General features: G+C 72.1%; 21 protein-coding genes. 12 read left to right on the forward strand and 9 right to left on the reverse strand.

The window, feature by feature from the left end:
- Positions 1–23 precede the first annotated feature (23 nt).
- Together DV20_RS21035 and DV20_RS21040 are read right to left on the reverse strand one after the other, a co-directional pair.
- Complete coding sequence (locus tag DV20_RS21035; protein WP_043782848.1) at positions 24–206, reverse strand: hypothetical protein; 183 nt, start codon at positions 204–206, stop codon at positions 24–26.
- A complete protein-coding gene (locus DV20_RS21040; protein ID WP_043782851.1) occupies positions 206–1,609 on the reverse strand; it encodes a family 2B encapsulin nanocompartment shell protein in 1,404 nt (467 codons plus the stop codon). The genes DV20_RS21035 and DV20_RS21040 overlap by 1 nt, the downstream gene beginning before the upstream one ends.
- Before the next feature lie 471 nt (positions 1,610–2,080).
- On the opposite strand from DV20_RS21040, the gene DV20_RS21045 reads away from it, so the two are divergent.
- Together DV20_RS21045 and DV20_RS21050 are read left to right on the forward strand one after the other, a co-directional pair.
- Positions 2,081–2,845 carry a bestrophin-like domain gene (locus DV20_RS21045; RefSeq protein ID WP_043782853.1) on the forward strand — a complete coding sequence of 255 codons (765 nt, stop codon included), beginning with the start codon at positions 2,081–2,083 and terminating at the stop codon, positions 2,843–2,845.
- On the forward strand, positions 2,842–4,131 hold the full coding sequence (locus tag DV20_RS21050) for a DUF6923 family protein (RefSeq protein ID WP_043782855.1): 1,290 nt from the start codon (positions 2,842–2,844) through the stop codon (positions 4,129–4,131). Before DV20_RS21045 ends, DV20_RS21050 begins: the two co-directional genes overlap by 4 nt.
- A gap of 7 nt (positions 4,132–4,138) precedes the next feature.
- Here the strand turns inward: DV20_RS21050 and DV20_RS21055 are convergent, their stop codons facing one another.
- The gene (locus DV20_RS21055) at positions 4,139–5,155 is read right to left on the reverse strand and encodes an autoinducer 2 ABC transporter substrate-binding protein (protein WP_200876470.1); all 1,017 of its coding nucleotides are present in this window, start codon (positions 5,153–5,155) and stop codon (positions 4,139–4,141) included.
- A 259-nt stretch (positions 5,156–5,414) separates the two neighbouring features.
- Here DV20_RS21055 and DV20_RS21060 point away from each other — a divergent pair, with 259 nt between their 5' ends.
- Positions 5,415–5,873 carry a DUF4396 domain-containing protein gene (locus DV20_RS21060; protein WP_043782859.1) on the forward strand — a complete coding sequence of 153 codons (459 nt, stop codon included), beginning with the start codon at positions 5,415–5,417 and terminating at the stop codon, positions 5,871–5,873.
- Between the two features lie 40 nt (positions 5,874–5,913).
- Here DV20_RS21060 and DV20_RS21065 read toward each other — a convergent pair whose 3' ends face one another.
- From DV20_RS21065 to DV20_RS21080, 4 genes are all read right to left on the reverse strand, one after another.
- A complete protein-coding gene (locus DV20_RS21065) occupies positions 5,914–7,149 on the reverse strand; it encodes a glycoside hydrolase family protein (protein WP_043782862.1) in 1,236 nt (411 codons plus the stop codon).
- 224 nt (positions 7,150–7,373) lie between these two features.
- The gene (locus DV20_RS21070; protein ID WP_043782865.1) at positions 7,374–8,597 is read right to left on the reverse strand and encodes a hypothetical protein; all 1,224 of its coding nucleotides are present in this window, start codon (positions 8,595–8,597) and stop codon (positions 7,374–7,376) included.
- 102 nt (positions 8,598–8,699) lie between these two features.
- Positions 8,700–9,647, reverse strand: coding sequence for a pentapeptide repeat-containing protein (locus DV20_RS45580; RefSeq protein ID WP_051736078.1), 948 nt, complete (start codon positions 9,645–9,647; stop codon positions 8,700–8,702).
- 7 nt (positions 9,648–9,654) lie between these two features.
- The gene (locus DV20_RS21080; RefSeq protein WP_043782866.1) at positions 9,655–12,588 is read right to left on the reverse strand and encodes an AfsR/SARP family transcriptional regulator; all 2,934 of its coding nucleotides are present in this window, start codon (positions 12,586–12,588) and stop codon (positions 9,655–9,657) included.
- 114 nt (positions 12,589–12,702) lie between these two features.
- Here DV20_RS21080 and DV20_RS21085 point away from each other — a divergent pair, with 114 nt between their 5' ends.
- From DV20_RS21085 to DV20_RS21095, 3 genes are read left to right on the forward strand one after another with little or no spacing between them, the layout of a single operon-like run.
- A complete protein-coding gene (locus DV20_RS21085) occupies positions 12,703–13,359 on the forward strand; it encodes a hypothetical protein (protein ID WP_043782868.1) in 657 nt (218 codons plus the stop codon).
- A 30-nt stretch (positions 13,360–13,389) separates the two neighbouring features.
- Complete coding sequence (locus DV20_RS21090) at positions 13,390–14,961, forward strand: alkaline phosphatase D family protein (protein WP_043782869.1); 1,572 nt, start codon at positions 13,390–13,392, stop codon at positions 14,959–14,961.
- A 16-nt stretch (positions 14,962–14,977) separates the two neighbouring features.
- Positions 14,978–15,604 (forward strand): TetR family transcriptional regulator, encoded by a 627-nt coding sequence (locus DV20_RS21095; protein WP_043782870.1) that lies wholly within the window; start codon positions 14,978–14,980, stop codon positions 15,602–15,604.
- Between the two features lie 278 nt (positions 15,605–15,882).
- Here the strand turns inward: DV20_RS21095 and DV20_RS21100 are convergent, their stop codons facing one another.
- Positions 15,883–17,154 carry an amylo-alpha-1,6-glucosidase gene (locus tag DV20_RS21100; protein WP_051736079.1) on the reverse strand — a complete coding sequence of 424 codons (1,272 nt, stop codon included), beginning with the start codon at positions 17,152–17,154 and terminating at the stop codon, positions 15,883–15,885.
- Positions 17,155–17,216: 62 nt separating this feature from the next.
- On the opposite strand from DV20_RS21100, the gene DV20_RS21105 reads away from it, so the two are divergent.
- From DV20_RS21105 to DV20_RS21125, 5 genes are all read left to right on the forward strand, one after another.
- On the forward strand, positions 17,217–18,353 hold the full coding sequence (locus DV20_RS21105) for an ROK family transcriptional regulator (protein ID WP_043782872.1): 1,137 nt from the start codon (positions 17,217–17,219) through the stop codon (positions 18,351–18,353).
- A 305-nt stretch (positions 18,354–18,658) separates the two neighbouring features.
- Entirely contained in the window at positions 18,659–20,617 is a 1,959-nt protein-coding gene (locus DV20_RS21110) for a S53 family peptidase (RefSeq protein WP_043782875.1), read from the forward strand.
- Positions 20,618–20,771: 154 nt separating this feature from the next.
- Positions 20,772–22,145: a purine-cytosine permease family protein gene (locus tag DV20_RS21115; protein ID WP_043782878.1), complete on the forward strand. Its 1,374-nt coding sequence runs from the start codon at positions 20,772–20,774 to the stop codon at positions 22,143–22,145.
- 44 nt (positions 22,146–22,189) lie between these two features.
- Positions 22,190–22,861 carry an SDR family NAD(P)-dependent oxidoreductase gene (locus tag DV20_RS21120; protein WP_200876471.1) on the forward strand — a complete coding sequence of 224 codons (672 nt, stop codon included), beginning with the start codon at positions 22,190–22,192 and terminating at the stop codon, positions 22,859–22,861.
- Positions 22,858–23,865, forward strand: a complete 1,008-nt coding sequence (locus DV20_RS21125; protein WP_043782882.1) for an S-adenosylmethionine:tRNA ribosyltransferase-isomerase — start codon at positions 22,858–22,860, stop codon at positions 23,863–23,865. The genes DV20_RS21120 and DV20_RS21125 overlap by 4 nt, the downstream gene beginning before the upstream one ends.
- A 90-nt stretch (positions 23,866–23,955) precedes the next feature.
- On the opposite strand, the gene DV20_RS21130 is transcribed toward DV20_RS21125, so the two are convergent.
- The gene (locus tag DV20_RS21130; RefSeq protein ID WP_043782883.1) at positions 23,956–24,348 is read right to left on the reverse strand and encodes a hypothetical protein; all 393 of its coding nucleotides are present in this window, start codon (positions 24,346–24,348) and stop codon (positions 23,956–23,958) included.
- Between the two features lie 207 nt (positions 24,349–24,555).
- On the opposite strand from DV20_RS21130, the gene DV20_RS21135 reads away from it, so the two are divergent.
- Positions 24,556–25,608, forward strand: coding sequence for an ABC transporter substrate-binding protein (locus DV20_RS21135; RefSeq protein ID WP_043782886.1), 1,053 nt, complete (start codon positions 24,556–24,558; stop codon positions 25,606–25,608).
- Positions 25,609–25,623 lie beyond the last annotated feature (15 nt).

Consider the following 25,623-nt stretch of genomic DNA (forward strand, 5'->3'; position numbering starts at 1 on the left):
CGGCCGGGTTTCCTCGGTGAGGGTCACGGGGTGGCCCGCCGATCGGGTTCGGGGGCGTGCGGCGGGCGGGTGCCGCCGGTGCGCGGGGTGACCCGGGCGGCGGCGGTGCCCAGCCCGGTCGGCCCGAACGCAGAAGGCGGCAGGCCGGTCCCGGGACGCGGTGGTTCGGTGTCGGGTTTGCGGGGCGGGGTGCGGGGTTCGGGCATCATCCCTCCCGGCCGATTTCGGCGGCTTCGAGGACGGCGAGGGCGTCGGGGACGAGGACGGCGGCGGAGTAGTAGGCGGAGACGAGGTAGGAGATGATGGCTTGGTCGTTGATGCCCATGAAGCGGACGTTGAGGCCGGGCTGGTATTCGTCGGGCAGGCCGGTTTGGTGGAGGCCGACGACGCCTTGGGCGGATTCGCCGGTGCGCATCAGCAGGATGGAGCTGGTGCGGGTGTCGGTGACGGGGATTTTGTTGCAGGGCAGGATGGGGACGCCGCGCCAGGAGGGGACCTGGTGGCCGCCGAGGTCGACGCTGGTGGGGTAGAGGCCGGCTTTGGTGCATTCGCGGCCGAACGCGGCGATGGTTTTGGGGTGGGCGAGGAAGAAGCCGGGGTCTTTCCAGACCAGGGTGAGCAGCTGGTCGAGGTCATCAGGGGTGGGTGGGCCGGTGCGGGTGGGGATGCGCTGGGCGAAGTCGGCGTTGTGCAGTAGCCCGAAGTCGGGGTTGTTGATCAGTTCGTGTTCCTGGCGTTCGCGCAGCGCCTCGACGGTGAGCCGGAGTTGCTGTTCGATCTGGTTCATCGGCTGGTTGTAGAGGTCGGCGACGCGGGAGTGGACCCGCAGGACGGTTTGGGCGACGGAGAGTTCGTATTCGCGGGGGCGGGCTTCGTAGTCGACGAAGGTGCCGGGCAGGACCGGTTCGCCGTCGTGGCCGGAGGCGAGGGAGATTTCGGCTTCGCCGTGGTCGTTGCTGGCCGCGGCGCCGCGGGCCTGGTAGTCCCGCAGGTGGTTTTGCAGGGTTTCGGAGCGGGCCAGGACGTCGTCGAAGGCGGCGCGGGGCAGGGTCAGCACGGTGCAGGTGGTGACGGCTTTGGCGGTGAATTCCCAGATGCCGTCGGGGTCGGTGAGGGTGGTCTCGCCGAAGTGGTCGCCGTCGGCGAGGGTGCCCAGGACGACCTGGTCGCCGTAGGCGCCGGTGCCGACCTTGGTGATTTTGCCGTGGGCGAGGAGGAACACCTGGTCGGCGGGGGAGCCGAATTCGACCAGGGCGTCGCCGGGGGCGTATTCCTGCTGGGTGAACCGGTCGGCCAGTTCGATCAGGACCTCGTCGTCGTCGAAGCCGCGCAGCGGGCGCAGTTCCCCCAGTTCGGGGGGGATGACCCGGACCTGGGCGCCGGTGGTGGTGAAGGTGACCCGGCCGTCCCCGACCGCGTAGGACAGGCGCCGGTTGACCCGGTAGGACCCCGCGGCGACCTCCACCCACGGCAGCACCTTCAGCAGCCACCGCGAGGAGATCCCCTGCATCTGCGGGACCGACTTCGTCGTCGTCGCCAAGGTCCGGGCCGCCGCCCGCCCCAAACTCGACGGGACCTGCTCCACATCCACCGGGTCGGTGACAGTCACAACGAGAACCACCCAATCATTCGCTTCGGCACGTGCCCGCCCCAGCCGGCACGCCGGTCATGACCTGCTATTCGCTGATAAGTGCGGTTCCATGGCGCCGCGAAATCAACATAGCAACCGCGTCTGCGTGCACAATGACACGATCGGGTCACCGGGTTTATGCGCGCCGTGCGGCTTGATCGTTTGCCGATGATGTTCGAACCACGTGGTCACCGGCTGTCCGCAGGCGTCACTCGGTCGTGAGAATCCCCGGCCGGCGGCGCGGTCCGCGATCGCCGAGCGACACGGTGGGACGGACTGCGCCCCGCCTCAACTGCACCGAATCGGCGAATTTCGGGCCACTCGTGCGGCCACCAGGATGAATTCTGCTCTTTCTGTTGTCCGCCCGTAAATGGGTGGCTAACTTGAGCGTTCCCGGCCGTGGAATGCGCCGGGCAGTGCTTCCCGCGCTCCGCGGGCGAAAGGACCCGGATGAACATCTTCGTGGCCGGCAGTCTCTGGGTGGCCGGCGCGGCCCTGCTGGCGGGCGTGATCGCCTACCTGGTCCGCCGGTTCGGCTGGGACGAGGGCAGGCCCGACAACAACGACGCGGCCGGTCAGGTGTTCACCATCGTCGGCGGGCTGCACGCGGTCCTGGTCGCCTTCGTGCTCATCTCGCTCTACGACTCGGTGAACACCGTGAGCGAGAACGCGCAGTCCGAAGCGAACGGCCTGGTCGCCGCCACCTGGGCGGCCGACGCGCTGCCGGGGGAGACCAAGGACCGGGTGCGCCAGCTCGCCGTCGCCTACGCCCACACGGTCGAGGACCAGGAATGGCCGCGCCTGGCCGACGGCGGCGAGGTGCCGGCCACGGGCGCAACGCAGCTCGACCGGATGCGCCAGGCGGTGGCGGAAGCCCCGGCCGACGACGACTGGCTGCTGGACCGCAAGACCGAGGCGAGCAACCAGCTCTGGTCGGTCTACGAGGCCCGGCAGCAGCGGCTGAGCCACTCCGGCGCCGGCGGGGTCGGCGCGGTGGTCTGGTTCGCGCTCATCCTCGGCAGCCTGATCACCGCGATCCTGCTGCCCAACCTGTTCGGCGGCACGCGGGTGGCCGCGCACATCATCATCGTGTCCACACTGGCCGGCACGATCACGTTGCTGCTCTATGCGATCTACCAGCTGCAGAACCCGTTCAGCGGCGGCGTCAGCGTGCCCCCCGAGGCGTTCACCTCGGCGCTGGCCAGGCTGGCTTGACCGGCACGCGCGCCCGCTGGGCGGCCGCGGTCGGCGCGGCCGCGGCGGTCTCGGCGCTGCTGGCGGCGACGGGCTGGCTCGCCCCGCCGAAGGCGAGACCGCAGGCCCGGCAGCCGGGCGGCTGCACGATCCTGCAGGCGGAGAACGAACGCAGCGGCGCGCCGACGACGTTGCGGCTGCTTTCCCTGCCCGGCGGAGTCACCAAGCGGGTGACCCAGGCCGGGTACTGGATCAACGCGATGGGCTACTCCGCCGCGCAGGACGTGGTCTACGGCGTGGCCGACGGCACCCGCGCCGGCCGCTACCACGGCGCGCACGCGGTGCGGATCGACGCCGCCGGCGTGGTCACCGACCTGGGTGTCATCGCCAAGGCCGGCCCGGGCAAGCCCGCGTGGAGCCCGGTCACCGGCGCCACCGCGGGCGCGATCGACGGGACCCGCTGGTACGTGCGGCAGGGCAGCGATCTGTACACAGTGGACATCGATCCGGCCGGCCAGGACTACGTGCGGGTGGTGCACCGGACGGCGCTGCGGCCGGTGTCGCTCGCCGTCGGCGTCGACGACTTCGCCTTCGACCCCGCGGACGGGCTGCTCTACGGCGTCTCGACGACCTCACGCGGGAACAGCTCGGTGGTGACGCTGGACCCGTCGAGCGGGAAGGTCGCGGTGGTGCCCGGGCTCCGGTTCCCCGACGGCGGCGCGTACGGCTCGGTGGTGCTCGCGCCCGGCGCGCTCTACGCCACGGCCAACGAGGACGGGCGGCGCAGCGTCACCTACCGCCTGCCGCGCGACGGCTCCGGCCAGGCCACCGAGGTCGCGTCCGGACCGGCGCTGGTGAGCGGCGACGCGGCCGGGTGCTTCGCCGAGGCACCCCCGCCCCCGCCCCCGCCGCCGCCCTCGACACCGCCGTCCACGCCCCCGGAGCAGTCGTCGCCACCCCCGTCCACCCCTCCGGAACAGTCGTCGCCCGCGCCGGTCACACCGTCACCCGAGCCGCCGCCTCCGCCGCGGCCGCCGCCGGTGGAAAAGCCCGTCGTCGTACCGCCGTCGCCGGAGCCGGCACCCCCGCCACCGGCGGCGGTCGCGCCCGCGCCGGCCACTTCGGTCCCGCCCCCGCCCCCGCCGGCTCCGGCGACGACGCCCCGGGTTCGTCCGACGAAGGAGGCCAAGCCGGTCGTCCAGGACACCGCGCACCGCACCGAGGAGAAACGGCGCTGGGGGCTGACGGCGCTGCTCCTCGTGCTCGGCGGCGGCGCGGCGGTCGGGCACGTGCGCCGGCACCGGTGAGCCGGAGTCAGTACTTGAACTGGTCGACGTTGTCGGCGGTGATGAGCAGGGGATCGCCCAGCAGGACGGTCTTGGTCGCCGCGTCGTACTTCACCGCCGGCAGCTCCAGGCTCACCTTGTTGACCGGGGCCAGTGGCTTGCCGTCGGCGATCTGCTTCGCCGTCCACGCGGTCAGGTAGCCCAGCGACTCGACGTTCCACAGCACCGACTGCGAGCACGAGCCGTCGAGCAGGAACGGCTTGATGGCCTGCGGCGTCCCGACGCCGACGGTGAACACCCGGCCGATCTTCTGCTCCTCGCCGACGGCCTTCGCGACGCCCGGCGCGGACGTCGTGCACTCGCCGATGAGCCCGGTCAGGCCGGGGTGGCGGGCCATGAGCTGCTTGGCGAGCACCGTCGCGGCGTCCTCGTCTTCGCCCGCGTACACGGTCTCGACGAGCTCGGCCTTCGGGTAGTGCGCGGCCGCGTACTCCTTCTGCACCGCGATCCACGAGTTGAGGTTCGCCGCGGCCCGGCCGCAGGAGACGATCGCGTACTGGCCGGTGCCGCCGGTCTTCGCCATCAGCGCGTCGACGAGGGCGGCGCCGATGCCCTGCGCGCTGGCCTGGTTGACGAACACCTCGCGCTGCGTGCCCGGCGCGTCGGTGTCGGAGGTGAGCACGTGGATGCCCTTCGCCCTGGCCTCGGCGATCACGCCGGCGAGCGCGGCCGGGTCGTTCGGGGCCACGACGATGACGTCGGCCTTCTTCGCGATCAGGTCGCGCAGGATCGTCACCTGCGCGGCCGGGTCGACCGTCGCCGGCCCGGTCGTGTGCCACGCCACGCCCAGCTGCTTCGCCGCCTCGAGACCGCCGTTGTCCATCGCCTCGAAGTACGGGATGCCCCCCACCTTGGGCACGAACTCGATCCGGGTCGGCGCCGGCGCGGGCGCGCTGCCCAGCTGGTCCGAGCAGCCTCCGAGCGCGAGCGCCGCGACCAGTGCCGCCGCCGCGGCCAGCCGGAAGGTCTTCGTCGGCCCTCGCATCCCCACCCGTTCCTCGAAAATTCGATCCGTTCGACCGGTCTGCGCATGGTGGAGACCAAGGGCGAACGTAGGGCCCCGGGTAACTGTGGTCAACGGGATGTGCGCAAAGGGTTACGGAAGTGAGTTCTCCTCCGGCCGTGTTCCGAGGTGGATGCCCTGGTCGGCCGCATTTGGTCACTGTCCGTAATAACCCTGATGCCTCCGGTGGTGTGGTGCGGGAGGCGTGCGCCAATTACCCCTGGGGGGTATAGTCGGGAGCATGAACGAACAGCACGGGGCTTCGTGGGCGACGGCGATCCAGGCGACTCTGCACTGCCTCACCGGCTGTGCCATCGGTGAGGTGCTCGGCATGGTGCTGGGCACGGCGTTCGGCCTGCACAACGCGGCGACCGTGGTCCTGTCGATCGCGCTGGCCTTCGTCTTCGGCTACGCCCTGACCATGCGCGGCGTGCTGAAGTCGGGGCTGGGCGTGGCGGCGGCGTTCAAGGTCGCGCTGGCCGCGGACACCGTGTCGATCGCCGTGATGGAGCTGATCGACAACACCGTGATCGTGGTGATCCCGGGGGCGATGGACGCCGGGCTGGCCAGCGTGCTCTTCTGGCTGACCCTGGCGCTTTCGCTGGCGGTCGCGTTCGTCGTCACGGTGCCGGTCAACCGGTGGATGATCGGGCGCGGCCTCGGCCACGCCAAGGTGCACGCCCACCACCAGCACCACTGACGCGCGCGTCCCGGGGAGGTGGCGGCCTCCCCATGCCCCGCTACACGCGGGAAAGGTCGATCGCGCGGTCCACCTTGCGCCGGTCGAGCACCCGCAGGATGCCCTCCAGCAGGTAGTAGTCGGCGTAGGGCAGCGACACCTCGACGCCGTCCTCGGCCGGCCGGTTGCGGGTGCAGCGCGCCACGCTCGCCTCGGCGCGGTCGGACTTCGTCGTCAGGCAGGTGCGCGCGACCGCGGAGAGGATCCGCAGCGCGCTCTCCCGGTACCGCGGGCGGTGCGTCAGTTCCGCCAGGTCCAGCAGGCCGCACGCCATGATCACGCCGGCGGACGCGTCCTTGACGTCGTGGGGGGCCTGCGGAGCCAGGTAGTCCCACACCGGCACGTGGTCGGGCGTCAGCCGGGACAGCGCGAAGTCCGCGAGCCTGCGGGCCGTGGTCAGGAACTCCGCGTCGCCGGTGCGCCGGTGGATGGTCGTGAACCCGTAGACGCCCCAGGCCTGCCCGCGCGACCAGCACGACGCGGGGCTGTAGCCCTGCACGGTGTTCGGCCCGACCGGCGCGCCGGTGACCGGGTCGAAGTCGAACACGTGCGGCGACGACCCGTCCGGGCGCAGGAAGTGCCGCTGCGCCGTCTTCGCGTGCGCGACGGCGATCTCGAGGTACCGCGGATCCTGCGTCTGCGCACTGGCGAACGCGAGCAGGTCGAGGTTCATCATCGTGTCCATGATGACGCGGCCGGCGTTGTTCGGGTCGCTCAGCGCACCCCAGGCGCGGATGAACCGCCCCGCCGGGTTGTAGCGCTTGATCAGCGACGAGGCCGCCCGCACCGCGCCCGCCTTCCACTTCTCGTCGCCGGTGAGCCGCCAAGCGGTCACCCATGACGGGGAGAAGAGGAAGCCGAGGTCGTGCGTGCCCGTGTCGTTCTGCCGCGGCGCGAGTTTTTCCGCGGAGGCCAGCGCGAGGGTCTTGAATTGTTCCTCGCCGCTGTGCAGCCAGGCCAGCCACAACTGACCGGGCCAGAATCCGCCGACCCAGTCGCCGTTCTGCGAAAAGGTCCATTTCTCGAACTTCGTGCCGACCGGGAACGCGGTGACGCCGGGGGCCACCGCGCGCAGCTTGGCCACCGCGTAATCGGCCGCTTGGCGGAGCGTCCGGGTGACCGAGGCCAGGTCGGCGGGGTCGGCGGTGGCCGCGGAAGCGGCCGTGGAGGTGCTGGCGCCCGCCGCCACCGCGGCGCCGGCCGCGGTGGTCAGCAGGGTTCTCCGGGAAACGCTCACAGGTGCCCGCCATTCCGTGATTCCGTGGGGAGGAGAGTGCCCGGAATTTTTACACGCCCGGCGGGCCGTTGTACACCCGGCGGATGTTTGTTCACGGTTGTGAATTCGTGTGCCGGTGAGCGGAATAACGCGGAAATGGGCGAAGGCCCGGCGGGGGACACCGGGCCTTCGCCATTTGTCGCGGGTGAGGGCAGTCGACCACGCGACGATCGGGGGAGCGGTCCTCAGCAGTGCGGGGCGACCGGCTGGTCCGAACCCGTCTGCAGGTAGGTGTCGGACACGTAGTGCCCGGGGCCGATCCGGTCCCAGATGTTGCCGGTGCCGAACTTGCCGGTGACGGTGTCACCCTCGACGTAGCACTCGATGTTCACCTTGGCGTAGTTCGCCGCGAGACCCTTGATGGCGGCCGTCGTGCTGGCGCTCGCCCGGACGTTCATCGGGTCGCCTGCCGTGCTGACGACGCCGGTCGGGCCGGAGCCGGTCCACAGGTAGGTGACGTTGACGTTGCCGTTGTCCGACATGCCGAGCCCGTCCCAGAAGACGCCGTCGGCGAGGTCGATGCCGGCCGGATTCTGCACCTTGTAGCCGAGACCGCTCTTGCCGCCGTTGTAGCCGTTGTAGTAGGCCGCGTACGCCTCGGGCTGGCCCTGCGGCAGGTCCTTGAACTTGGTGCGCACCGACGCCGGGTTCCAGTAGTCGTCCTGCTCGTTCCACGGGCCGACGTCCCACACCGGCGCGTACTCGCACTTGCTGCCGTCGGTCCGGCAGACGCGGACGGAGTAGTTGCCGGTTCCCTTGGGCGCCAGCCCCTTGCCGGACGGCAGCGCGACGAAGTGGTCGCGGCTGGTGATGACGTGGCCGTTGGCGGTGGTGCCGCCGGGCAGGCCCTCGCGGGTGCCGTAGACCTTGTAGGTCAGTTCGGTCCCGGCGGTCAGGGCGTTGACCTGCGGGGCGCTGTCGGCGCTGAGCGCGACGCTCCTGACCGACGGGCGCACGCCGTCGGTGCTGGTGTGCAGGCTGATCCGCACCTGCACCTCGCTCACGGTGCTCTTCAGCGTGGTGCCCGCGGGGGTCCACTCGGTCCAGTCGTGCACGCCGGTCCGGCCGCGGACGTCGACGTCGACCGACGTGCCCTTGGGGGTGTCGGCCGTCAGTTCCGCGCTGACGCGGTTGACCGGCGAGCCGAGCCGGTGTTCGGCGGTGGTCAGGCTGCCCTCGCTGCCGGCGAACACCCGGGCGGTCCGGTGCCACGCGGCGTCGGCCAGGGTGAGCGTCCCACCCGCGCCGGTGACGTTGACGTCGTCGCTGTCCACACTGGACAGATCAGCGGTCCACTGGGTGCCGTCGGGCGCCGTGGCGGCCTGCGCGGGGGCTCCGGCCAGCGCCGTCACCGCCCCGGCGGCCAGAACCGCCGCGGTCACGCGGCCGGCCTTCTTGATCCGGATCATCCCCGGTTCTCCTCTCGCACCTGTTCGTTCGAAGGTGGCGAAAGACTGACGGGACGGCGTACATGATCCGTACAAGCAGATTGTGCGGAGGCGGCCTGAGAGCTACGCGCCGGGCAGCAGAAGCCCGGGCGGCGGGGTCTCCCACGGATCGAACACGGGTGGGGCGGTGTAGTCGTCGAGGCTGACCTTGGAGAGGTCGACTTCGCCGCCGGTGAACCGGGCGCCGCGGAAGGACACTTCGCCGCCGGTGAAGGCGGCGCCGTCGAACTGGACGCGGCCGGCGCCGAACTCGGCGTTGTCGAACGTCACCCGGGCGTCGCCACTGAACACCGCGCCACCGAACCAGACTTCGCCGCCGTCGACGTGCATGCCGTCGAACGACGTCCAGCCGCCGGGGAACCGGGCGAGGCTGAGCAGGAGCCGGCCGCCGGTCAGGTGGATGTCCGCGAAGTCCGCCGAGCGGAGGACGGCCCGGAGGAGGTTGAACTCGTGGCCCTGCCAGCCGACGGGCGCGCCCGGGCGCAGGTGGTCGCTGATCACGCTCGTGATCGAGAGGCGCACCTCGGATTCCTCGTCGTGGTACCACGGCGAATCGAGCACGGGCTCGTACGGGATGCGCAGGTACGCGCACAGCACGTCGATGCACACCTGGCGTTGCTCGGCCCATTCGTCGGCGAGGCCGGCCATGGCGTACAGCCCGGCGAGCCGGACGGCCGGCTTTTCGTGGCCGATCTGGGTGCACGCGGTGGCGAACCGCTCGTTCAAGACCTTGACGTGCTCGCGCGCTTCGGCCGCCTCGCCGATCCGTTGCTTGCGGTAGGCGACGACCAGCGCGACCACCCCGCCGACGCCCGCCACGACCGACAACGCGATCTTGATGACGTTCAGCTTCGTGTCCGGGCCGGGTGCGGCCGGCAGTCCCAGCGCCAGCCACAACAGCACGGTCGCGGCCGCGAACACGCCGAGCCCGATCAGGACCACCGCGACGAGGTGCCGCCGGATCGACCACAGCTGCGTGTCCCGGCCACGCCGGGAAGGTGTCGAAGGCACGGCGGCCTCAGGCGGAGGCGATGTGCGGCCGCTCGGCCACCCCGGCCGCCGGCTCCTTCGGCCGCGTCGACAGCTCACGCCAGATCGCCAGCGCCCGCTCCGAGTAGTCCCGCGACCGCTCCGGCTGCAGCAGCGCCCGGTGCAGCTCCCCGAGCAGCTGCGACACCTCGGCCTCCGACCGCCGGTCCCCGTTCCGGCGATGCACCGCCAGCGAGTTCACCAGCAGCAGCTGGGCGTGCGCGAAATCCCCGCTGTGCAGGCACAGCTCGCCGAGGTTCTGGTTCGCGTAGCCCACGCAGTGGTCGTCACCGAGGTCGGTGAAGATCGCGATCGCCCGGTCGACGTGCTCGCGGGCCGCGGCCAGGTTGCCCTGGTGCTGGAACAGCAGGCCCAGTCGCTTGAGCGCGTGCGCCTCGCGGTGGCGGTCGCCGATCGCGGCCGACAGCTCCAGTGCGTCCGTGATCCAGCGCTTCGCCGCCGCGTAACACCCCCGGGACATCCACACCGCTCCGGCGCCGAGGCGGGCCACCGCTTCGCCGTTCGGGTCGCCGGCCTCCGCGAACAGCTCCAGCGCCTCGTGGCAGTGGTCGAGGGCCAGGTCGTCCTCGCCCTCGAAGCGGAGGATCGTCGAGAGCCCGGTCAGCGCGACGGCGACGCCCTGGGCGTCATCGACCTTGTCGAACAGCTTCTTCGACTCCTCGAACGCCACCCGCGCCTCGGCGTACTCGTCCTGGTAGAGCAGGTACTGCCCGAGGTTGCGCTGGACGATCGCCTCGGCGCGCGCCGAGCCGGTCCGGCGGGCCGCCGCCAGCGCGACCAGGTGCGTGCTGTGCCAGTCGTCCTGCGGGCCCCTGAGGTCGAAGTACGGCGTCAGCGCCGAAGCCAGCTGCCAGGACAGGTCGTCGAACCCGTGCCGGGCGGCCAGCGAGACCGCCGCGACCGTGGTGTGCCGCTCGGCCGCGAACCACGTGGCCGGGTCGTCGGGCAGGACGCCGCCGGGCACGCCGGGGCGCGGCAGCTCGTCGTCGCAGTACATGCCGAAGAAGTGCAGCGGCATCCGGCGGGCCGCCTCGAGCGCGAGCCCCAGGTAGCCCTCCAGCACCCGCCGCAGGCCGGCCCGGGTCTTCGCCGCGTCACTGCGCTCGGCGAGCTCCACCGCGTACACGCGCAGGAGGTCGTGCAACCGGTAGCGCGGCTGCCCGGCCGAGTCGGAGCCGACGAGCTCGACGAGGTGGCCGTCGACCAGCACGTCGAGGACGTCCTCGGCGTCGCGGCGGCCCAGCACGGCCGCCACCGCCCACGCCGGGAACTGGACCGGCCCGAGCAGGCCCAGCCCGCGGAACGCGGTCGCCGCCGACATCGGCAGCAGGTCGTAGGACAGGGTCACGCTCGCGCGGACGGCGAGGTCGCCGACGCGCAGCTCGTCGAGCCGGCGGCGCTCGTCGCCCAGCCGGTCGGCCAGCAGCCGCAGCGTCCAGCCCGGCCGGTGCGTCAGCTTCGCGCCCGCCACCCGGATCGCCAGCGGCAGGTGCCCGCACTGGCGCAGGATCGCCGCGGCGCTGTCGGGCTCGGCGGCCACCCGTTCCGCGCCGACGATGCCTTCCAGCAGCCGCGCGGCCTCGGCCTCGGGCAGCAGGTCGACGTCCACCGGCTTCGCGCCGGCGAGCCCGGGCAGCCGGATCCGGCTGGTCACCAGGACCCCGCAGGCCCCGGCGCCGGGCAGCAGCGGCCGCACCTGGGCCTCGCTGCCGGCGTCGTCGAGCACCACGCACATCCGCCGCCCGGCCAGCCGCGACCGCAGCAGCGCCGAGCGCTCGGCCAGCTCGCGCGGCAGGCCGGCGTCCGGGATGCCCAGCGTGCGCAGCAGCTCGGCGAGCACGCTCATCGGCGCCCGCGGCGACGACGACGTGCCGGCCAGGTCGACGTGCAGCTGGCCGTCGGGGAACTCGTCGCGGACCGCGTGCGCGACCCGGACGGCGACCGCCGACTTGCCGACGCCGGGCGCGCCCGACAGCACGATCACCGCGGGCGTTCCCGAGTCCGCGCGTTCCTTCAGCAGGGTGACGACGTCGTGGATCAGGGTGTCGCGGCCGGTGAAGTCCGGCAGGTCCAGGGGCAGCTGGCAGACCGGGGCGACGTCGGCGGCGCGGGAGAGGAGGCCGGTTTCCGGCACCAGGGTCGCGCGCAGCTCCTGCAGCCGGGCCCCCGGTTCGGCGTCGAGCTCTTCGCGCAGGACCCGCTCGGCCGACTCGTACGCCTCGATCGCGTCGCCGGTCCGGCCCGTGGCGCGCAACGCCACGATCAGCTGCGCCCAGAGTTCTTCGCGCAGCGGGTGCTCGGTGACCAGCCCGCGCAGTTCGGCGATGGCCTCCCCGGAGCGGCCGAGGCCGATCCGGGCGCGCAGCCGCTGCTCCTGCACCGACAGCCGCAGCTCGGCGAGCCGGGCGACGGTCGCGCCCCAGCTGTGGTCGTGCGGCAGGCCTTCGAGGACTTCGCCGCGCCACAGCGCGTCGGCCTTGTCGAGGAGTTTGAGGGCGCTTTCGGCTTCGCCGCGGTCGAGCGCTTCCTGTGCTTCACCGGCCAACGCGGCGAAAGCGAGGTGGTCCAGTTCGGCCGGCGACGCGGTCAGCAGGTAGCCGGAAGCCCGGCTGCTGATCCGCTCGCCGAGGGCGGGGTCGATTTCGGCGAACCGCCTCCGCAGCGAATGCACGTACGTGCGGATGTTCGCCGCGGCCGACCGCGGCGCCGATTCCGGCCACAGCACTTCCACCAGCACGTCGGTCGAGACGACGACGTTCGGCTGCAGGGCCAGCGCGGCCAGCAGCAGCCGGGGCTTCGGGCCGCCGAGGGCGATCACCCGCCCGGCGGCGGTGACCTCCAGCGGACCGAGGACGCGGATGGTCAGCGAGGTGGTCTCAACCTGCCCGATGAGTTCCCCCATGTCCCGGACTCTAGGACCCGTCCGGCGCAGGGGCTAGATCCATTCGGAGTGTGTGGGCATACCCACTGCGCGCTTTGTACGAGACGTGTACGGCGTGCAGCCACGCTTCCGGCCATGAAGCGTTCGAAACTCCGGCGTATCGCCGGTTCCGGCCTGGTCATGGCCGCGGTCGGCGCGCTCCTGACCGGCGGCGCGATCGAGGCGTCGGCGGCGGCGAGCGGCACCGTGAAGACCGCGGGTGACCCGCTCAACGTCCGCCGGGCGCCCACCGCGAGCGCCACGGCCGTCAAGACCGTCGCGAACGGCGCCACCGTCACCATCGACTGCCAGGTCAACGGCACGTCCGTGACCGGCACCTACGGCACGGGCACGTTGTGGGACTACGTGCCCGCGCTCGGGGGGTACATCTCGGACACCTACGTCTTCACCAACTCCGACACGCGGGTCGCACCGGACTGCGGCGTCGGCTCGGGCAGCGGCCAGTGCGCCGACGCCTGCGCGGGCGAGGCGCAGTACCGCGCGTCCGACTCGCACTTCCTGGTCTACGACACGAATTCCGACGGCTACTCCGCCGTCGTCGCCTACTGGCTCAAGGGCGGCGCCGGGCCCTTCTACGTCTGGAACTCCACCGGCGAGGGCACCAAGACCGACAAGGCCGTCACGGTCCCGCACGGCGGCTGGGTCTTCTACAAGGTGTGCGTCGCCAACTACACGACCGCCAAGCCGGACCTCAAGTCCTGCAGCGACGGCATCACCGACTTCGCGGCCTGAGGCGCGTCCACCACGAGAAAGGGCTTTCCCATGGGTCAGGTCAACCGGCGCAAGGTGCTGCTCGGCGGGCTCGCCGCGGTCACCGCCACCGCGGCTTCGGCGGCGCTGCCGTCGTGGGCGAACGCCCGCACCACGGCCGCCGCCCCCGCCGTCCGCGATCCCTTCCAGCTCGGCATCGCCTCCGGCGATCCGCTGCCCGACAGCGTGGTGCTGTGGACGCGGCTCGCGCCCGCGCCGCTCAGCCCGGACGGCTTCGGCGGCATGCCCGACGCCACCTACGCGGTCGACTGGGAGATCGCGAACGACGAAGCGTTCAGCTCGGTCGTGCAGCGCGGCTCGGTGGACGCCGTCCGCGCGTCCGGGCACAGTGTCCACATCGAACCGGTCGGCCTGCAGCCGGCGCGCGAGTACTTCTACCGGTTCAAGAGCTCCGGCTACCTCTCGCCGGTGGGCCGGACGCGCACGGCGCCCGCTGCCGGCGCCGCGGTCAACCGGCTCAAGTACTGCTTCAGCTCCTGCCAGCACTGGGAGGAGGGCTACTACCACGCCTACAAGGGCATCGTGGCCGACGACCCGGACCTGGTGCTGTTCCTCGGCGACTACATCTACGAGAAGAAGTCGGGCCGCACCGCGCAGGAGCGCAACCCCCGCAGCCTGGCCTTCACCGAGGACGTCACCACGCTCGCGCAGTACCGCGCCCGGCACGCCCAGCACAAGACCGACGCCGACCTGCAGGCCGCGCACGCGATCGCGCCCTGGATCGTCGTGTTCGACGACCACGAGGTGATGAACAACTGGAACGGCACCACCTCGCCGGCCCCGGCCGCGCGCAAGGCCGCCGGGTTCCAGGCCTTCTACGAGAACACGCCGATCCGGTCGACGGCCAAGCCCAACGGCGCGTCGATCCAGCTGTACCGGCAGCTGATGTGGGGCAGCCTGGCCCGGTTCCACCTGCTCGACACGCGCCAGTACCGCAGCGCCCAGGTCCCCGACCCCGCCGGCGACGCCGGTCCGGCCTGCACCGACATGCGCAGCACGTCCCGCAGCATCCTCGGCGGCACGGAGGAGGCGTGGCTGCTCAAGCAGTTCGAGTCGCACCCCGCCACCTGGGACTTCCTGGGCCAGCAGGTCTTCTTCGCCACGCGGGACGCCGACGGCGACAAGGCCACCTGCGAGAGCAACGACTCCTGGCAGGGCTACGAGGCCTCCCGCAACCGGATCCAGCAGGGCTGGGTCGACCGCAAGGTCGCCAACCCGGTCGTGCTGACCGGTGACGTCCACCGGCACTGGGCCGCCGACCTGCGGCTCGACTACTTCGACCACAGCGACCCGGTGATCGGCTCGGAGCTGGTCACGACGTCGGTGACGAGCAACAGCGACACCGCCGGCGCGCCCAGTGCGACCTGGTACGCGAACAACCCGCACGTCAAGTACTGCAAGGGCGAGCGCGGCTACGTCCGCGTCACGACCACGCCGTCGGAGATGCGGGCGGACTTCATGACGACGTCCGACACCAGCGTCTATGACCCGGCATCGGTGGTCATCAAGAACGACCGCAGTTACGTGGTGCAGGCCGGGAAGGCCGGTCTCCAGCAGGTCTGAAGCTACGCTGCATGAGGTGAACGACGAACTGGGCCTGCGGGAGCGCAAGAAGCTCCGCACGCGGGCGGCGATCTCGGCGGCGGCGATCGAGCTCTTCCTCGAGCGCGGGTTCGACGCCGTCGGGGTCGCCGAGGTGGCGCGGGCGGCCGAGGTGTCCAAGAGGACGCTTTTCGCGTACTTCCCGGCCAAGGAGGACCTCGTGCTGCACCGGTTCGCCGACCACGAGACCGACGCGGCGGACGTCGTCCGCGGCCGCCGGCCGGACCAGGGACCCCTGTCCGCGTTGCGGGAGGCGTTCGTGCGGGGGCTGGCGGAGCACGAGCCGGTGACCGGGTTGTGCGATGCCCCCGCGGTTGTCGCGGTGTTCCGCCTGGTCACCGGCACGCCGGCGCTGGTCGCGCGGCTGGCGGAGTTCACCGGCGCGGGGGAGGCGGCGCTGGCCGCCGCCCTCGCCGAGGCCGGTGTCCCGGCCCCGGACGCGGGCCTGGCCGCGGCGCAGATCACGGCGATCCGGCGGACGCTGGCCGAAGCGAACATGGCCGCGGTCGCCGCCGGCGTCCCCGCGCGGGAGCGGCTCCCGGAGGCCCGGGCGACGGCCGAACGGGCGTTCACCATGCTGTCGTCCGGCGTAGGGTTCGCCTGACCACCGCCGGAGGTGCCGCATTCACGGCCGGGCCATGAAAAACACACGGGGCACCCGGGCCCGGCGAAGGTAGACTCCGAGAATCCTGAATGGACACCGGAACCACCGAACACAAGGGGACCCGCGCCCGGCTGGGGGTGGCGCGGGTCCCCCGGCCAGCGGCCACAGTGGACAGTCAGCGGGCGACGGCCGTCACGACCTCGGCGCGGCGAAGAAGGTCCAGTACTTGGGCGAGCTGATCGGACCGCCCGGCCGCCCCCGACGCGGCCGGGCGGCCGTCACCTGCCCTTCGAGAGCTCCGGGCGGCGGAGCCCCCGGCCCCGGTCACAACTCGCCTCGGACAGCAGATCCACGGTCAACGCGGCCGTCCAGCTGAACGAGCGGGTGCCGTGCCCGGCCCCGGTCAGCGGGTCGACGTACTCGGCGAAGCCGGTTTCGGCGGCGGTCTCGACGAGGTCGTCGCGCAACTGGGCGGCGAGGGCGAACTCGCCGTGGTGCAGCAGCCCGCGCCGGATCAGCCAGCCGACGTTGAACCACGACGGCCCGCGCCAGTAGCGGCCCGGGTCGAAGCCCGGTGCGGTCAGGTCGTAGCTCGGGACGCCGTGCACCCGGCCGAGCCGGAAGCGCGGGCCGGTGGCGGTCGCCACCAGGGCCGGGGCGACCGCCAGGTCCGGGAGCACCAGCGGCAGCAGGCCCGCGCACGTGTGCTCGCGGATCAGCGCGCCGGTGTGGACGTCCCTGGCGAAGAAGAAGCCGTCGTCCCAAAGCGTTTCCTGCATGGCCTTCTCGAGGCGTGCCGCGGCTTCGCGGTGCGCGTCCGACGGCAGGCCGAGTTCCTCCGCGATCTCCGCCAGCGCCAGTTCGGCGTCGGCCAGCAGGGCGTTGAAGCCCGGGTCTTCCACGGCGAAGTCACCGATGTCCTGGTAGCCGCTGTCGCGGTACGCGGCGGCGAGCCGGACGTACCGGCCGTAGTCGTCGTCGCTGGGGCGGTCGCCGGCGTCGCCGTGCTCGAGGTCGCGGCGGACGAACCCGGTGGCGAGCGGGACGCGCGTGAGCGGCTCGTCCCAGGCCGGGCTGTTGTCCATGCCGGACTCCCACGGGTGCACGATCGCCACCAGGCCGCGCCCGCCCGCGTCGCGGCAGGTCCGCAGGTAGCCGTGCCAGGCCACCAGCCGCGGGTACAGCGCGGCGAGGAACTCGCGATCGGGCTCGGCTTCGTGCGCCGCGAGCACGGCGCGGGCGTGCACCGGCGGCTGGACCAGGCCCGACGTCCGCCCGGCGTGCCAGAAGGACGGCCCGGGGAAGTACGCCTCGGGCGGCGTCGCCGGGTCGAACACGATGTGCGGGACGCGGCCGTCGGCCCACTGCGCGGCGAACAGCGTCCGGAGTTCCCGCCGGGCGCGCCCCGGGGACAGGTGGCGCAGGCCGAACGCGATGAACGCGGAGTCCCAGCTCCACTGGTGCGGGTACAGCCCGCGCGAGGGCACGGTGGACGCGCCGAGCCAGTTGCCCGCCAAGACAGCCGCGGCCCGCTCCCGTGTTACGTTCATATGTCCAATCTATCTCCGACTTGTGTCTTGTCAATGGACAAAAGTCCGAAGGAGGCCGTGGGATGACCAGCGCCGGCGAGCTGTTGCAGCTGGTCCGGACGGGCCAGGCGAGCACGCGCAAGGCGCTCCAGGCGCGCAGCGGGCTCTCGCGCTCGACGCTGACCGCGCGCCTGGAGCAGCTCCAGACGGCAGGCCTGCTCGCCGAAGGCGGCCAGGAGGACTCCACCGGCGGCCGCCCGGCGCGGTACCTGCGGTTCGACGACGAGCACGCGGTCGTCCTCGCCGCGAGCATCGACACGACGCACGCCGAGGCGGCCGTCACCGATCTGGCCGGGCGGGTCCTGGCCCGCCGCGCGGGTCCGCTGCGGGTCGCCGACGGCCCGGAGCCGGTGCTCGACCGGATCGCGGAGTGGTTCGAGGCGCTGCGGGCCGAGGCGGGCCGTCCGGTGTGCGGCGTCGGCGTCTCGGTGCCGGGGCCGGTGGAACCCGGCCGCGCCCGGGTCACCCGGCCGCCGATCATGCCGGGCTGGGACGGCTACCCGATCGACGCCCACCTCGGCGCGCGGTTCGGCGCCCCGGTGCTGGTGGACAACGACGCGAACCTGATGGCGCTGGGCGAGCACCGCACCCGGTACCCGGAGTCGGCGGCGCTCGTCGTGGTGAAGGTGTCGACCGGGATCGGCGCCGGCCTGGTCCTCGGCGGCGAGGTGTACCGCGGGATCGACGGCGGCGCGGGCGACATCGGCCACATCCGGCTGCCGGAGCACCCGGAGGCCCGCTGCCTGTGCGGTTCCCACGGCTGCCTGGCGGCGGTCGCCGGCGGCGGTGCGCTGGCGGCGAGGCTGACGGAGCTCGGCCTGCCGACGACGTCGGGCTCCGGCGTGCGCGACCGCATCACGGCGGGCGAGCCGGCCGCGGTCCGGCTCGCCGAAGTGGCGGGCCGCCAGGTGGGGGAGGTGCTGGCGACGCTGGTCTGCGTGGTCAACCCGGGCGTGGTGGTGATCGCCGGGGACCTCGCCGAGCCGCATTTCGTCGCGGGTGTCCGTGAGGTGCTGTACCGGCGGGCGCTGCCGCGGGCGACGCAGCACCTGCGGGTGGAGATCGGCGGCCGCGGGGAAGGGATGGCGGTGCGCGGAGCGGTGTCGATGGTGGTCGACGCGGTGTTCGCGCCGGACGCGGTGGACCGGCGCCTGGCGTGACGGCCGAAGTACCGCCACCGCCGGACTGTCCGGAGTGGACGGAGCAACCGACTTTAGTAGGTGGCGCACGCCCTTCACCCGTGGTCCACGGTACCGGAGCGAACCGGACCAACCGCGCATCGCCCCACATTCCTCGCGTTTTCGCCGCGACAAATCGGATTTCCGTACCACGCTTCACGGCCCGGGAATTCCCGCCCAGATAACGGTTCCGCAAGCACTTCCGCGCGAGTGGAACACCGATCTAGTCTCACCCGGTGTTCCAAGGCCCATTTTTCTGGGGGCCGCATTCGAAGAGGGAGATTTCTGTGCGAAGAAGCTCCACCCTGCTCCTTTCGCTCGCGGTGGTGGGTGGCCTGACCGGCGCCCTGCCGGCGACGGCGTCCGCGCAGGGGCGTCAGGACATCCCGCAGTCGCACCCGTTGTGGGCGAACGCGCAGGCGAAGGTCGCCGACACGGCGCCCGCCGCGAAGCTGAGCTTCCGCGTTTACCTGAACCAGCGCGACAACGCCGGCGCCGAGGCGCTGGCCCAGGCCGTGTCCGACCCGGACAGCAAGACCTACCGCCAGTTCCTGAGCCCCGACCAGGTGCGCGACCGCTTCGCGGCCAGTGACGCGACCGTCAACGCCGTCAAGGCGTGGCTGACCGGCAACGGCTTCAGCATCGGCGAGGTCCCCTCGAACCGCGCCTACGTCGAAGCCACCGGCACCGCGGCCCAGACGGAGCAGGCGTTCGCCGTCGACCTCGGCAAGTACCGGGTCAAGGGTCAGACGCTGCGCGCCGCCGACAAGAACCTGTCGGTGCCCGCGAACCTGGCCGGGGACGTGCTCGGCGTCGTCGGCGTCGACCAGGCCACCAACCTGTTCAAGCCCGACCACACCGACGGCATCGACTCGGGCAAGGCCACGAAGTCCGTGCAGCCGTCGGACGTCGCGCCCGGTCCCGGGTTCCGCAACGCGCCGCCGTGCAGCGCCTACTACGGCGAGAAGATCGACACCACCGATCCCGCCTACAACGGCAAGCAGCTGCCGTACGCCCCCTGCGGCTACACCCCGGGACAGCTGCGGTCCGCCTACGGCGTCGACAAGGTCGGCGCGGACGGCAAGGGCACCACGATCGCCATCGTGGACGCGTTCGCCTCGCCGACCATCTACGCCGACGCCAGCGAGTACGCGCGCCGCAACGACCCGGCGCACCCGCTGAAGCAGAGCCAGTTCTCGCAGCACGTCTTCCCGGTGAACCCGGAGCTCGAGCCGCCGGACCAGTGCGACGCGGCCGGCTGGTACGGCGAGGAGACCCTCGACGTCGAAGCCGCCCACGGTCTCGCGCCGGGCGCGAACATCCTGTACGTCGGCGGGTCCGACTGCCAGGACAACTCGCTCGACATCGCGCTGAACTACGTGGTCGCCGGCCACAAGGCCGACATCGTGTCGAACTCCTACGGCGACACCGGCGAGGACATCCCGGCCGACGAGGTCAAGGTGTTCAACCAGATCTCGCTGCAGGCGGTCCTCGAGGGCATCGGCGTCTACTTCTCCTCGGGCGACAACGGTGACGAGGTCGCGCGCCTCGGCACGCCGTCGCCGGACTTCTCCGCCTCGGCGCCGTGGATCACCGCGGTCGGCGGCACGTCCATCGCGATCGGCAAGGACGGCAAGCGGATCTTCGAGACCGGCTGGGAGACCAGCAAGTCCCTGCTGACCAACGGCGTCTACGGCCCGGCCAACTACACCAGCGGTTCCGGTGGCGGCACGAGCCGGCTGTTCGAGCAGCCCTTCTACCAGAAGGGCGTCGTGCCGGACGCGCTGGCGACGAAGAACCAGACCGGCAAGAAGAAGGGCCGGGTCGTCCCGGACATCTCCGCGGTCGGCGACCCGAACACCGGCTTCCTGGTCGGCCAGACGCAGACCTTCCCGGAGGGTGCGCACTACGACCAGTACCGGATCGGCGGCACGAGCCTCGCGTCGCCGGTGTTCGCCGGCATCATGGCGGTGGCCGACAGCTTCGACCACTTCCACCACGGCTTCATCAACCCCGTGATCTACAAGCTGACCTCCCGCACCGCGGCGATCAGCGACGTGAAGCACGTGGACGGCCAAGCCGTGGCCCGGGTCGACTACGCCAACTCGGTCGACGCCACGGACGGCCTGCTGCGCTCGGCGCGGAACCTGGACTACCAGGGCCTGACCATCCACACCGCCCCCGGCTACGACGACGTGACCGGTCTCGGCACCCCCAACGGGCTGCTGTTCCTGCTGCTCGTCTGACCGAAGTCCGCGAACGGCCCATCGGTGGACCCGGTGTCCGTCGATGGGCCGTTCACGGCTTTCCGCGCCCAGGGGCTCACCGTGCCCCGTCCGATCGGGCCGTCGCGCTGCGCCACGCGGCTGCGCTTAGGGTGATCGTGACGGGAGGCAGGACATGAGCGGACGCGGCCTGGGTGCCGAGGTCTTCGGCGGGCGGATGCCCGCGGGTGGCCGGGACCTGGCGATCGAAACCCACGGTATCAAGCCGGTGCCGGAGGGCAACCGGTTCGGGCGCCCGTGGCGGCTGTTCAGCGTGTGGTTCGCGCCGAACCTGACGATGACCGCGGTGTTCACCGGCACCCTGGCGGCCTCGCTCGGCCTCGGGTTCTGGACGGGACTGGCCGCGATGCTCGCCGGCACCGTGCTCGGGTCGCTGCCGGTGGCGTACCTGTCGACGTGGGGCCCGCGCACCGGCACCGGCCAGCTGCCGCTCGCCCGGCTTCCGTTCGGCGGCGGCGTCGTGCTGCCCGGCCTGGTCCAGTGGCTCGGCTCGATCGCCTGGGACGCCCTCGTCGGCCTGTTCGGCGGTGAGGCGCTCGCCGAGCTGACCGGGCTGCCGTTCTGGGTGGCCGTGCTGATCGTGCTGGTGCTGCAGTGTGCGCTCGGCGTGTTCGGCTACGCGCTGATCCACCGCGTGCAGGCGGTGATGAGCGTGCTGCTGGTGCTCGCGTTCGCCGCCTTGACCGTGAAGGTCCTGTCCGGGCACCCGATCGCCGTCGCCGACACCGCGTCCGGCGCGGATCTGGCGGGCGGCGTCGTCCTGTTCACGACGATCACGTTGTCGCTGGCGATCTCCTGGGCGCCCTACGCCTCGGACTTCAGCCGCTACCTGCCCGTCTCCGCTTCGTCACGGGCGGTCTTCTGGGCGACGTTGCTCGGCCTCGTCGTGTCGTACGCGATCGGCGAAGGCCTCGGGCTCGCGCTCGGGTCGTCGCTCGGCGACCACACGGCGTCCGGGATCGCCCAGCTGCTCGGCGGCGGGTTCCTGGGCGCGCTGGCGCTGGCGGTGATCGCGCTGGCGGCGGTGTCGTCGAACGCGATGAACGACTACAGCGGCTCGCTCGCGCTGCAGACGGTCGGCGTCCGGCTGCGGCGCCCGGTGTCGGCGGTGGTCGTCACCGTGCTCGCGTTCGCGCTGATCCTCTGGATGCACAGCGGGGACCTCTCGGCCAAGTTCGAGAACGTGCTGCTGTTCGTGAGCTACTGGATCCCGCCGTTCCTCGGCGTGGTCGTCCCGGACTGGCTCGCCCGCACCCGCGGTGGCCGGCGCGTGGACGTCCTGGCCTCGGATTCCGTGCGCCCGTGGGCGGCCGTGGCGGCGTTCGTGATCGGGTTCGGCGCGGCGGTGCCGTTCATGAACACGTCCCTCTACACCGGACCGGTCGCCGCGGCGCTGCACGGCGCCGACCTCGCGTACTACGTCGGCCTCGTCGTTTCGCTGGTGGCGTACTCCCTGCTGCGCGGCCGTTCCCGGGTTGACCTCGAGTAACGTAGAGGTTTCACGATGGTGTGGTACCCCTCGAAGGAGGAACCATGCCCACCGCACTCGTCACCGGCGCATCCGCCGGGCTGGGCCGCGCGCTCGCGGCCGCCCTCGTCCGTCGCGAATGGACGGTCATCGGCGACGCCCGCGACGCGGCCGCGTTGCGTTCGGCGGCTCGCGAGGACGGCTTCACGGCGGTCCCCGGCGACGTCACCGACCCGGCTCACCGTGCTTCGCTCGCCGAAGCCTGTCCTTCGCTCGACCTGCTCGTGAACAACGCCAGTTCGCTCGGTCTCAGCCCGCTGCCGCCACTGGCGCGTTATCCGCTCGCGGATCTGGAAGACGTCTACCGCGTCAACGTCTTCGCGCCCCTTGCCCTCACCCAGCTCCTCCTGCCCGCGCTGACGGCGGCGCGGGGCGTCGTGATCGACGTCAGCTCCGACGCGGCTGTCGAGGCGTACGAAGGCTGGGGCGGCTACGGCTCCGCGAAGGCGGCGCTCGATCAGCTGACCGCCGTCCTGGGCGCGGAACACCCGGACCTGTCCGTGTACGCGGTCGACCCGGGTGACCTGCGCACGGCCATGCACCAGCGCGCGTTCCCGGGCGAGGACATCTCGGACCGGCCGCTGCCGTCGGCCGCGGTCCCGGCGTTCCTCGGCCTGCTCGACGAGCGGCCACCCAGCGGCCGCTACCGCGCCGCCGACCTGCCGGCGACGGCATGAACGTCCGGTTCGACCTGCCGCCGGAGCTCTCGGCGTCGGCGCCGCCGGAGGCCCGCGGCCTGTCCCGCGACGAGGTCCGCCTGCTCGTCGCGTCGCCGTCGGGCGTCCACCACACGGCGTTCGGCTCACTCGGCGACCACCTGCGGCCCGGCGACCTCCTGGTGGTCAACACCTCCGGAACCCTCCCGGCGGCGGTCGACGCCCGCCGAGCCGGCCACCCGATCGTGGTCCACTTCGCGACGGCGCTCGACGACGGCTCCTGGATCGTCGAACTGCGCGCACCGGGCGGCCCGCTGCTCGACGGCCGCCCGGGGGAGCGCCTCTCGCTCGCGGCGGGCGCGTCGCTGACCCTGCTGGCCCCGGCGACCCCGGGCGCGGCCCGCCTCTGGCGAGCGGAGGTGCCGGTCGACGTCCCGGGCTTCCTCGCCGCGCACGGACGTCCGATCCGCTACGGGTACGTCCCGCGGGCGTGGCCGCTGGCGGACTACCAGACGGTGTTCGCCCGCGAGCCGGGCAGCGCGGAGATGCCCTCGGCGGCCCGCCCGTTCACGCCGGAGCTGGTGACGAGGCTGGTGACGGACGGGGTGTTGGTCGCCCCGCTGGTGCTGCACACCGGAGTGTCCTCACCGGAGGCGGCCGAGCCACCGCAGGCGGAGCGCTTCCGCGTCCCGGCCACGACGGCGGCGCTGGTGTCGTGGGCCCGGACGCGCGGCGGCCGGGTGATAGCGGTGGGCACGACGGCGGCCCGGGCGCTGGAGTCTTCGGCGCCCGACGGCGAGGTCCGCGCGGCGGAGGGCTGGACGGAGCTGGTGCTGGGCCCGGATCGCCCGGCGCGGGTGGTGGACGGGATCGTGACGGGCCTGCACGCCCCGGAGGCATCGCACCTGCTGCTGCTTGAGGCGGTGGCGGGCGCGCCGGTGGTCCAGCGGGCGTACGAGGCGGCGGTGGCGGAGCGGTACCTGTGGCACGAGTTCGGCGACGTGTCGCTGCTGCTGCGCCACTGACCGCGGCGGTCCGAACTCGCCGTCCGCACTACGGCCGAGGCCGGGTTGTCCACAGCTCCATCACCCTGTGGACAACCGGCCCTGATCGCCCTACCGGCCGGCCTCGACCCGCCGTCGCGAGCGGGCCATCCCGGCGAACACCACGCCGGCCACGCCCAGCCCCACGCCGCTGACGATCGACGCCACCAGGGTCGCCGTCCCGGTCGCCAGGCCGAACGCGCCGCCCAGGTACACCGGGATCGACATCGCCACCGGCAGCCAGTTGCGCAGCAGGAACGCCCGGTCCGACGCCACCCACAGCACCAGCGCCACCGCCGCCCCGGTGACGACCGGGATCGCCCAGACGACCGCGCTCGTCAACGCGTCCATGCCGAGGGACCGGAGCCACTCGAACGACGCCTGGCCCAGCCCGATGAACAACACGACCAGCGCCACTCGGACGCCGGTGGCACCCTGGCCCCGTCGAGGTGCGGTGCTCGTCATGACTTCCTCCCGAATCCGTGGTCATTCCATACCACGTCCGGGTGGCGCGAGCGGTTGCCCGCGCGGGCGACTTTCTGCCGCGGCCTTAGGCCGCGCGGCCGTCGATGTCAAGAAATCTCACCGGATGTCCCGGGATGCGGATGGCTATGCGCCTGAGTGGGTGACCGTGCGAACCTCCCCCCGACACCGACGAAAGGCGATGCTGACGTGCGCACCTCCCGGAGAACCCTGGCCTCGGCGCTGGCCGCCCTGACCGTCGTGGGCCTGCTCGCGGGCTGTTCGCGTGCCGACAGCAGCGCCGCGCCCGCCGCCGACCAGGGCACCGCCGGCGAGGTCCGGGTCGGGTTCTTCCCGAACGTCACGCACGCCCCCGCGCTGATCGGCGCCAAGAAGGACTTCTTCAAGAACGAGCTCGGCGCGACCAAGCTCACCACGCAGACCTTCAACGCCGGGCCCGAAGAGGTCAACGCCCTGCTCGGCGGCTCCCTCGACGTCGCCTTCCTCGGCTCCGGCCCGGCGATCAACGCCTTCACCAAGTCCAAGGGCGCCATCCAGCTGATCTCCGGCGCCGTTTCGGGCGGCGCGCAGCTGGTCGTCAAGCCCGACATCACCAGCGTCGACCAGCTCAAGGGCAAGAACATCGCGACGCCGCAGCTGGCCAACACCCAGGACGTCGCGCTCAAGAAGTTCCTCGCCGGCAAGCAGCTGACCGGCCAGGTCAAGATCACCAACCTCGACAACCCCAAGACCCTCGACGCCTTCAAGAAGGGCGAGGTCGACGGCGGCTGGCTGCCCGAGCCGTGGGCGTCCCGGCTGGTCCTCGACGCCGGCGCGAAGGTCCTGGTCGACGAGAAGACGCTGTGGCCGGGCGGCCGCTTCCCGAGCACCGTCGTCATCGTGCGCAGCGAGTTCCTGCAGCAGCACCCGGACACCGTCCGCGCGCTGCTGAAGGGCGAGCTCGCCGCCATCGACTGGGCCAAGGCGAACCCGGCGGACGCGAAGACCGTGGTCAACGGCGCGCTCAAGGAGCTGGCCGGCAGTACCCTGAGCGCGGCGGTCCTGGACCGCGCGTTCTCCGGCATCGAGCTGACCACCGACCCCGTCGCCGCCGAATTCCCGCAGCTCGCGCAGGACTCGGTGACGGCAGGCGTGGTGAAGTCGGCGGTCGCGCTGAAGGGCTTCGCGGACTTCGGCCCGCTCAACGAGGTGCTCAAGGCTCAGAACCTGCCCGCCGTCGTAGCTCCCGAACTGACCAAGTGATCCGGAGAGGCAGCC

This window comes from Amycolatopsis rifamycinica, assembly GCF_000695625.1.
GTDB classification, from domain to species: Bacteria; Actinomycetota; Actinomycetes; order Mycobacteriales; family Pseudonocardiaceae; genus Amycolatopsis; species Amycolatopsis rifamycinica.

Coding starts and splice junctions, on each gene's coding strand:
- DV20_RS21100 (WP_051736079.1), bottom strand. CDS start 17,154: ATGAACGTAACACGGGAGCGGGCCGCGGCTGTCTTGGCGGGCAACTGG.
- DV20_RS21105 (WP_043782872.1), top strand. CDS start 17,217: ATGACCAGCGCCGGCGAGCTGTTGCAGCTGGTCCGGACGGGCCAGGCG.
- DV20_RS21035 (WP_043782848.1), bottom strand. CDS start 206: ATGCCCGAACCCCGCACCCCGCCCCGCAAACCCGACACCGAACCACCG.
- DV20_RS21120 (WP_200876471.1), top strand. CDS start 22,190: ATGCCCACCGCACTCGTCACCGGCGCATCCGCCGGGCTGGGCCGCGCG.
- DV20_RS21125 (WP_043782882.1), top strand. CDS start 22,858: ATGAACGTCCGGTTCGACCTGCCGCCGGAGCTCTCGGCGTCGGCGCCG.
- DV20_RS21055 (WP_200876470.1), bottom strand. CDS start 5,155: ATGCGAGGGCCGACGAAGACCTTCCGGCTGGCCGCGGCGGCGGCACTG.
- DV20_RS21115 (WP_043782878.1), top strand. CDS start 20,772: ATGAGCGGACGCGGCCTGGGTGCCGAGGTCTTCGGCGGGCGGATGCCC.
- DV20_RS21070 (WP_043782865.1), bottom strand. CDS start 8,597: ATGATCCGGATCAAGAAGGCCGGCCGCGTGACCGCGGCGGTTCTGGCC.
- DV20_RS21085 (WP_043782868.1), top strand. CDS start 12,703: ATGAAGCGTTCGAAACTCCGGCGTATCGCCGGTTCCGGCCTGGTCATG.
- DV20_RS21060 (WP_043782859.1), top strand. CDS start 5,415: ATGAACGAACAGCACGGGGCTTCGTGGGCGACGGCGATCCAGGCGACT.
- DV20_RS21130 (WP_043782883.1), bottom strand. CDS start 24,348: ATGACGAGCACCGCACCTCGACGGGGCCAGGGTGCCACCGGCGTCCGA.
- DV20_RS21045 (WP_043782853.1), top strand. CDS start 2,081: ATGAACATCTTCGTGGCCGGCAGTCTCTGGGTGGCCGGCGCGGCCCTG.
- DV20_RS21080 (WP_043782866.1), bottom strand. CDS start 12,588: ATGGGGGAACTCATCGGGCAGGTTGAGACCACCTCGCTGACCATCCGC.
- DV20_RS21090 (WP_043782869.1), top strand. CDS start 13,390: ATGGGTCAGGTCAACCGGCGCAAGGTGCTGCTCGGCGGGCTCGCCGCG.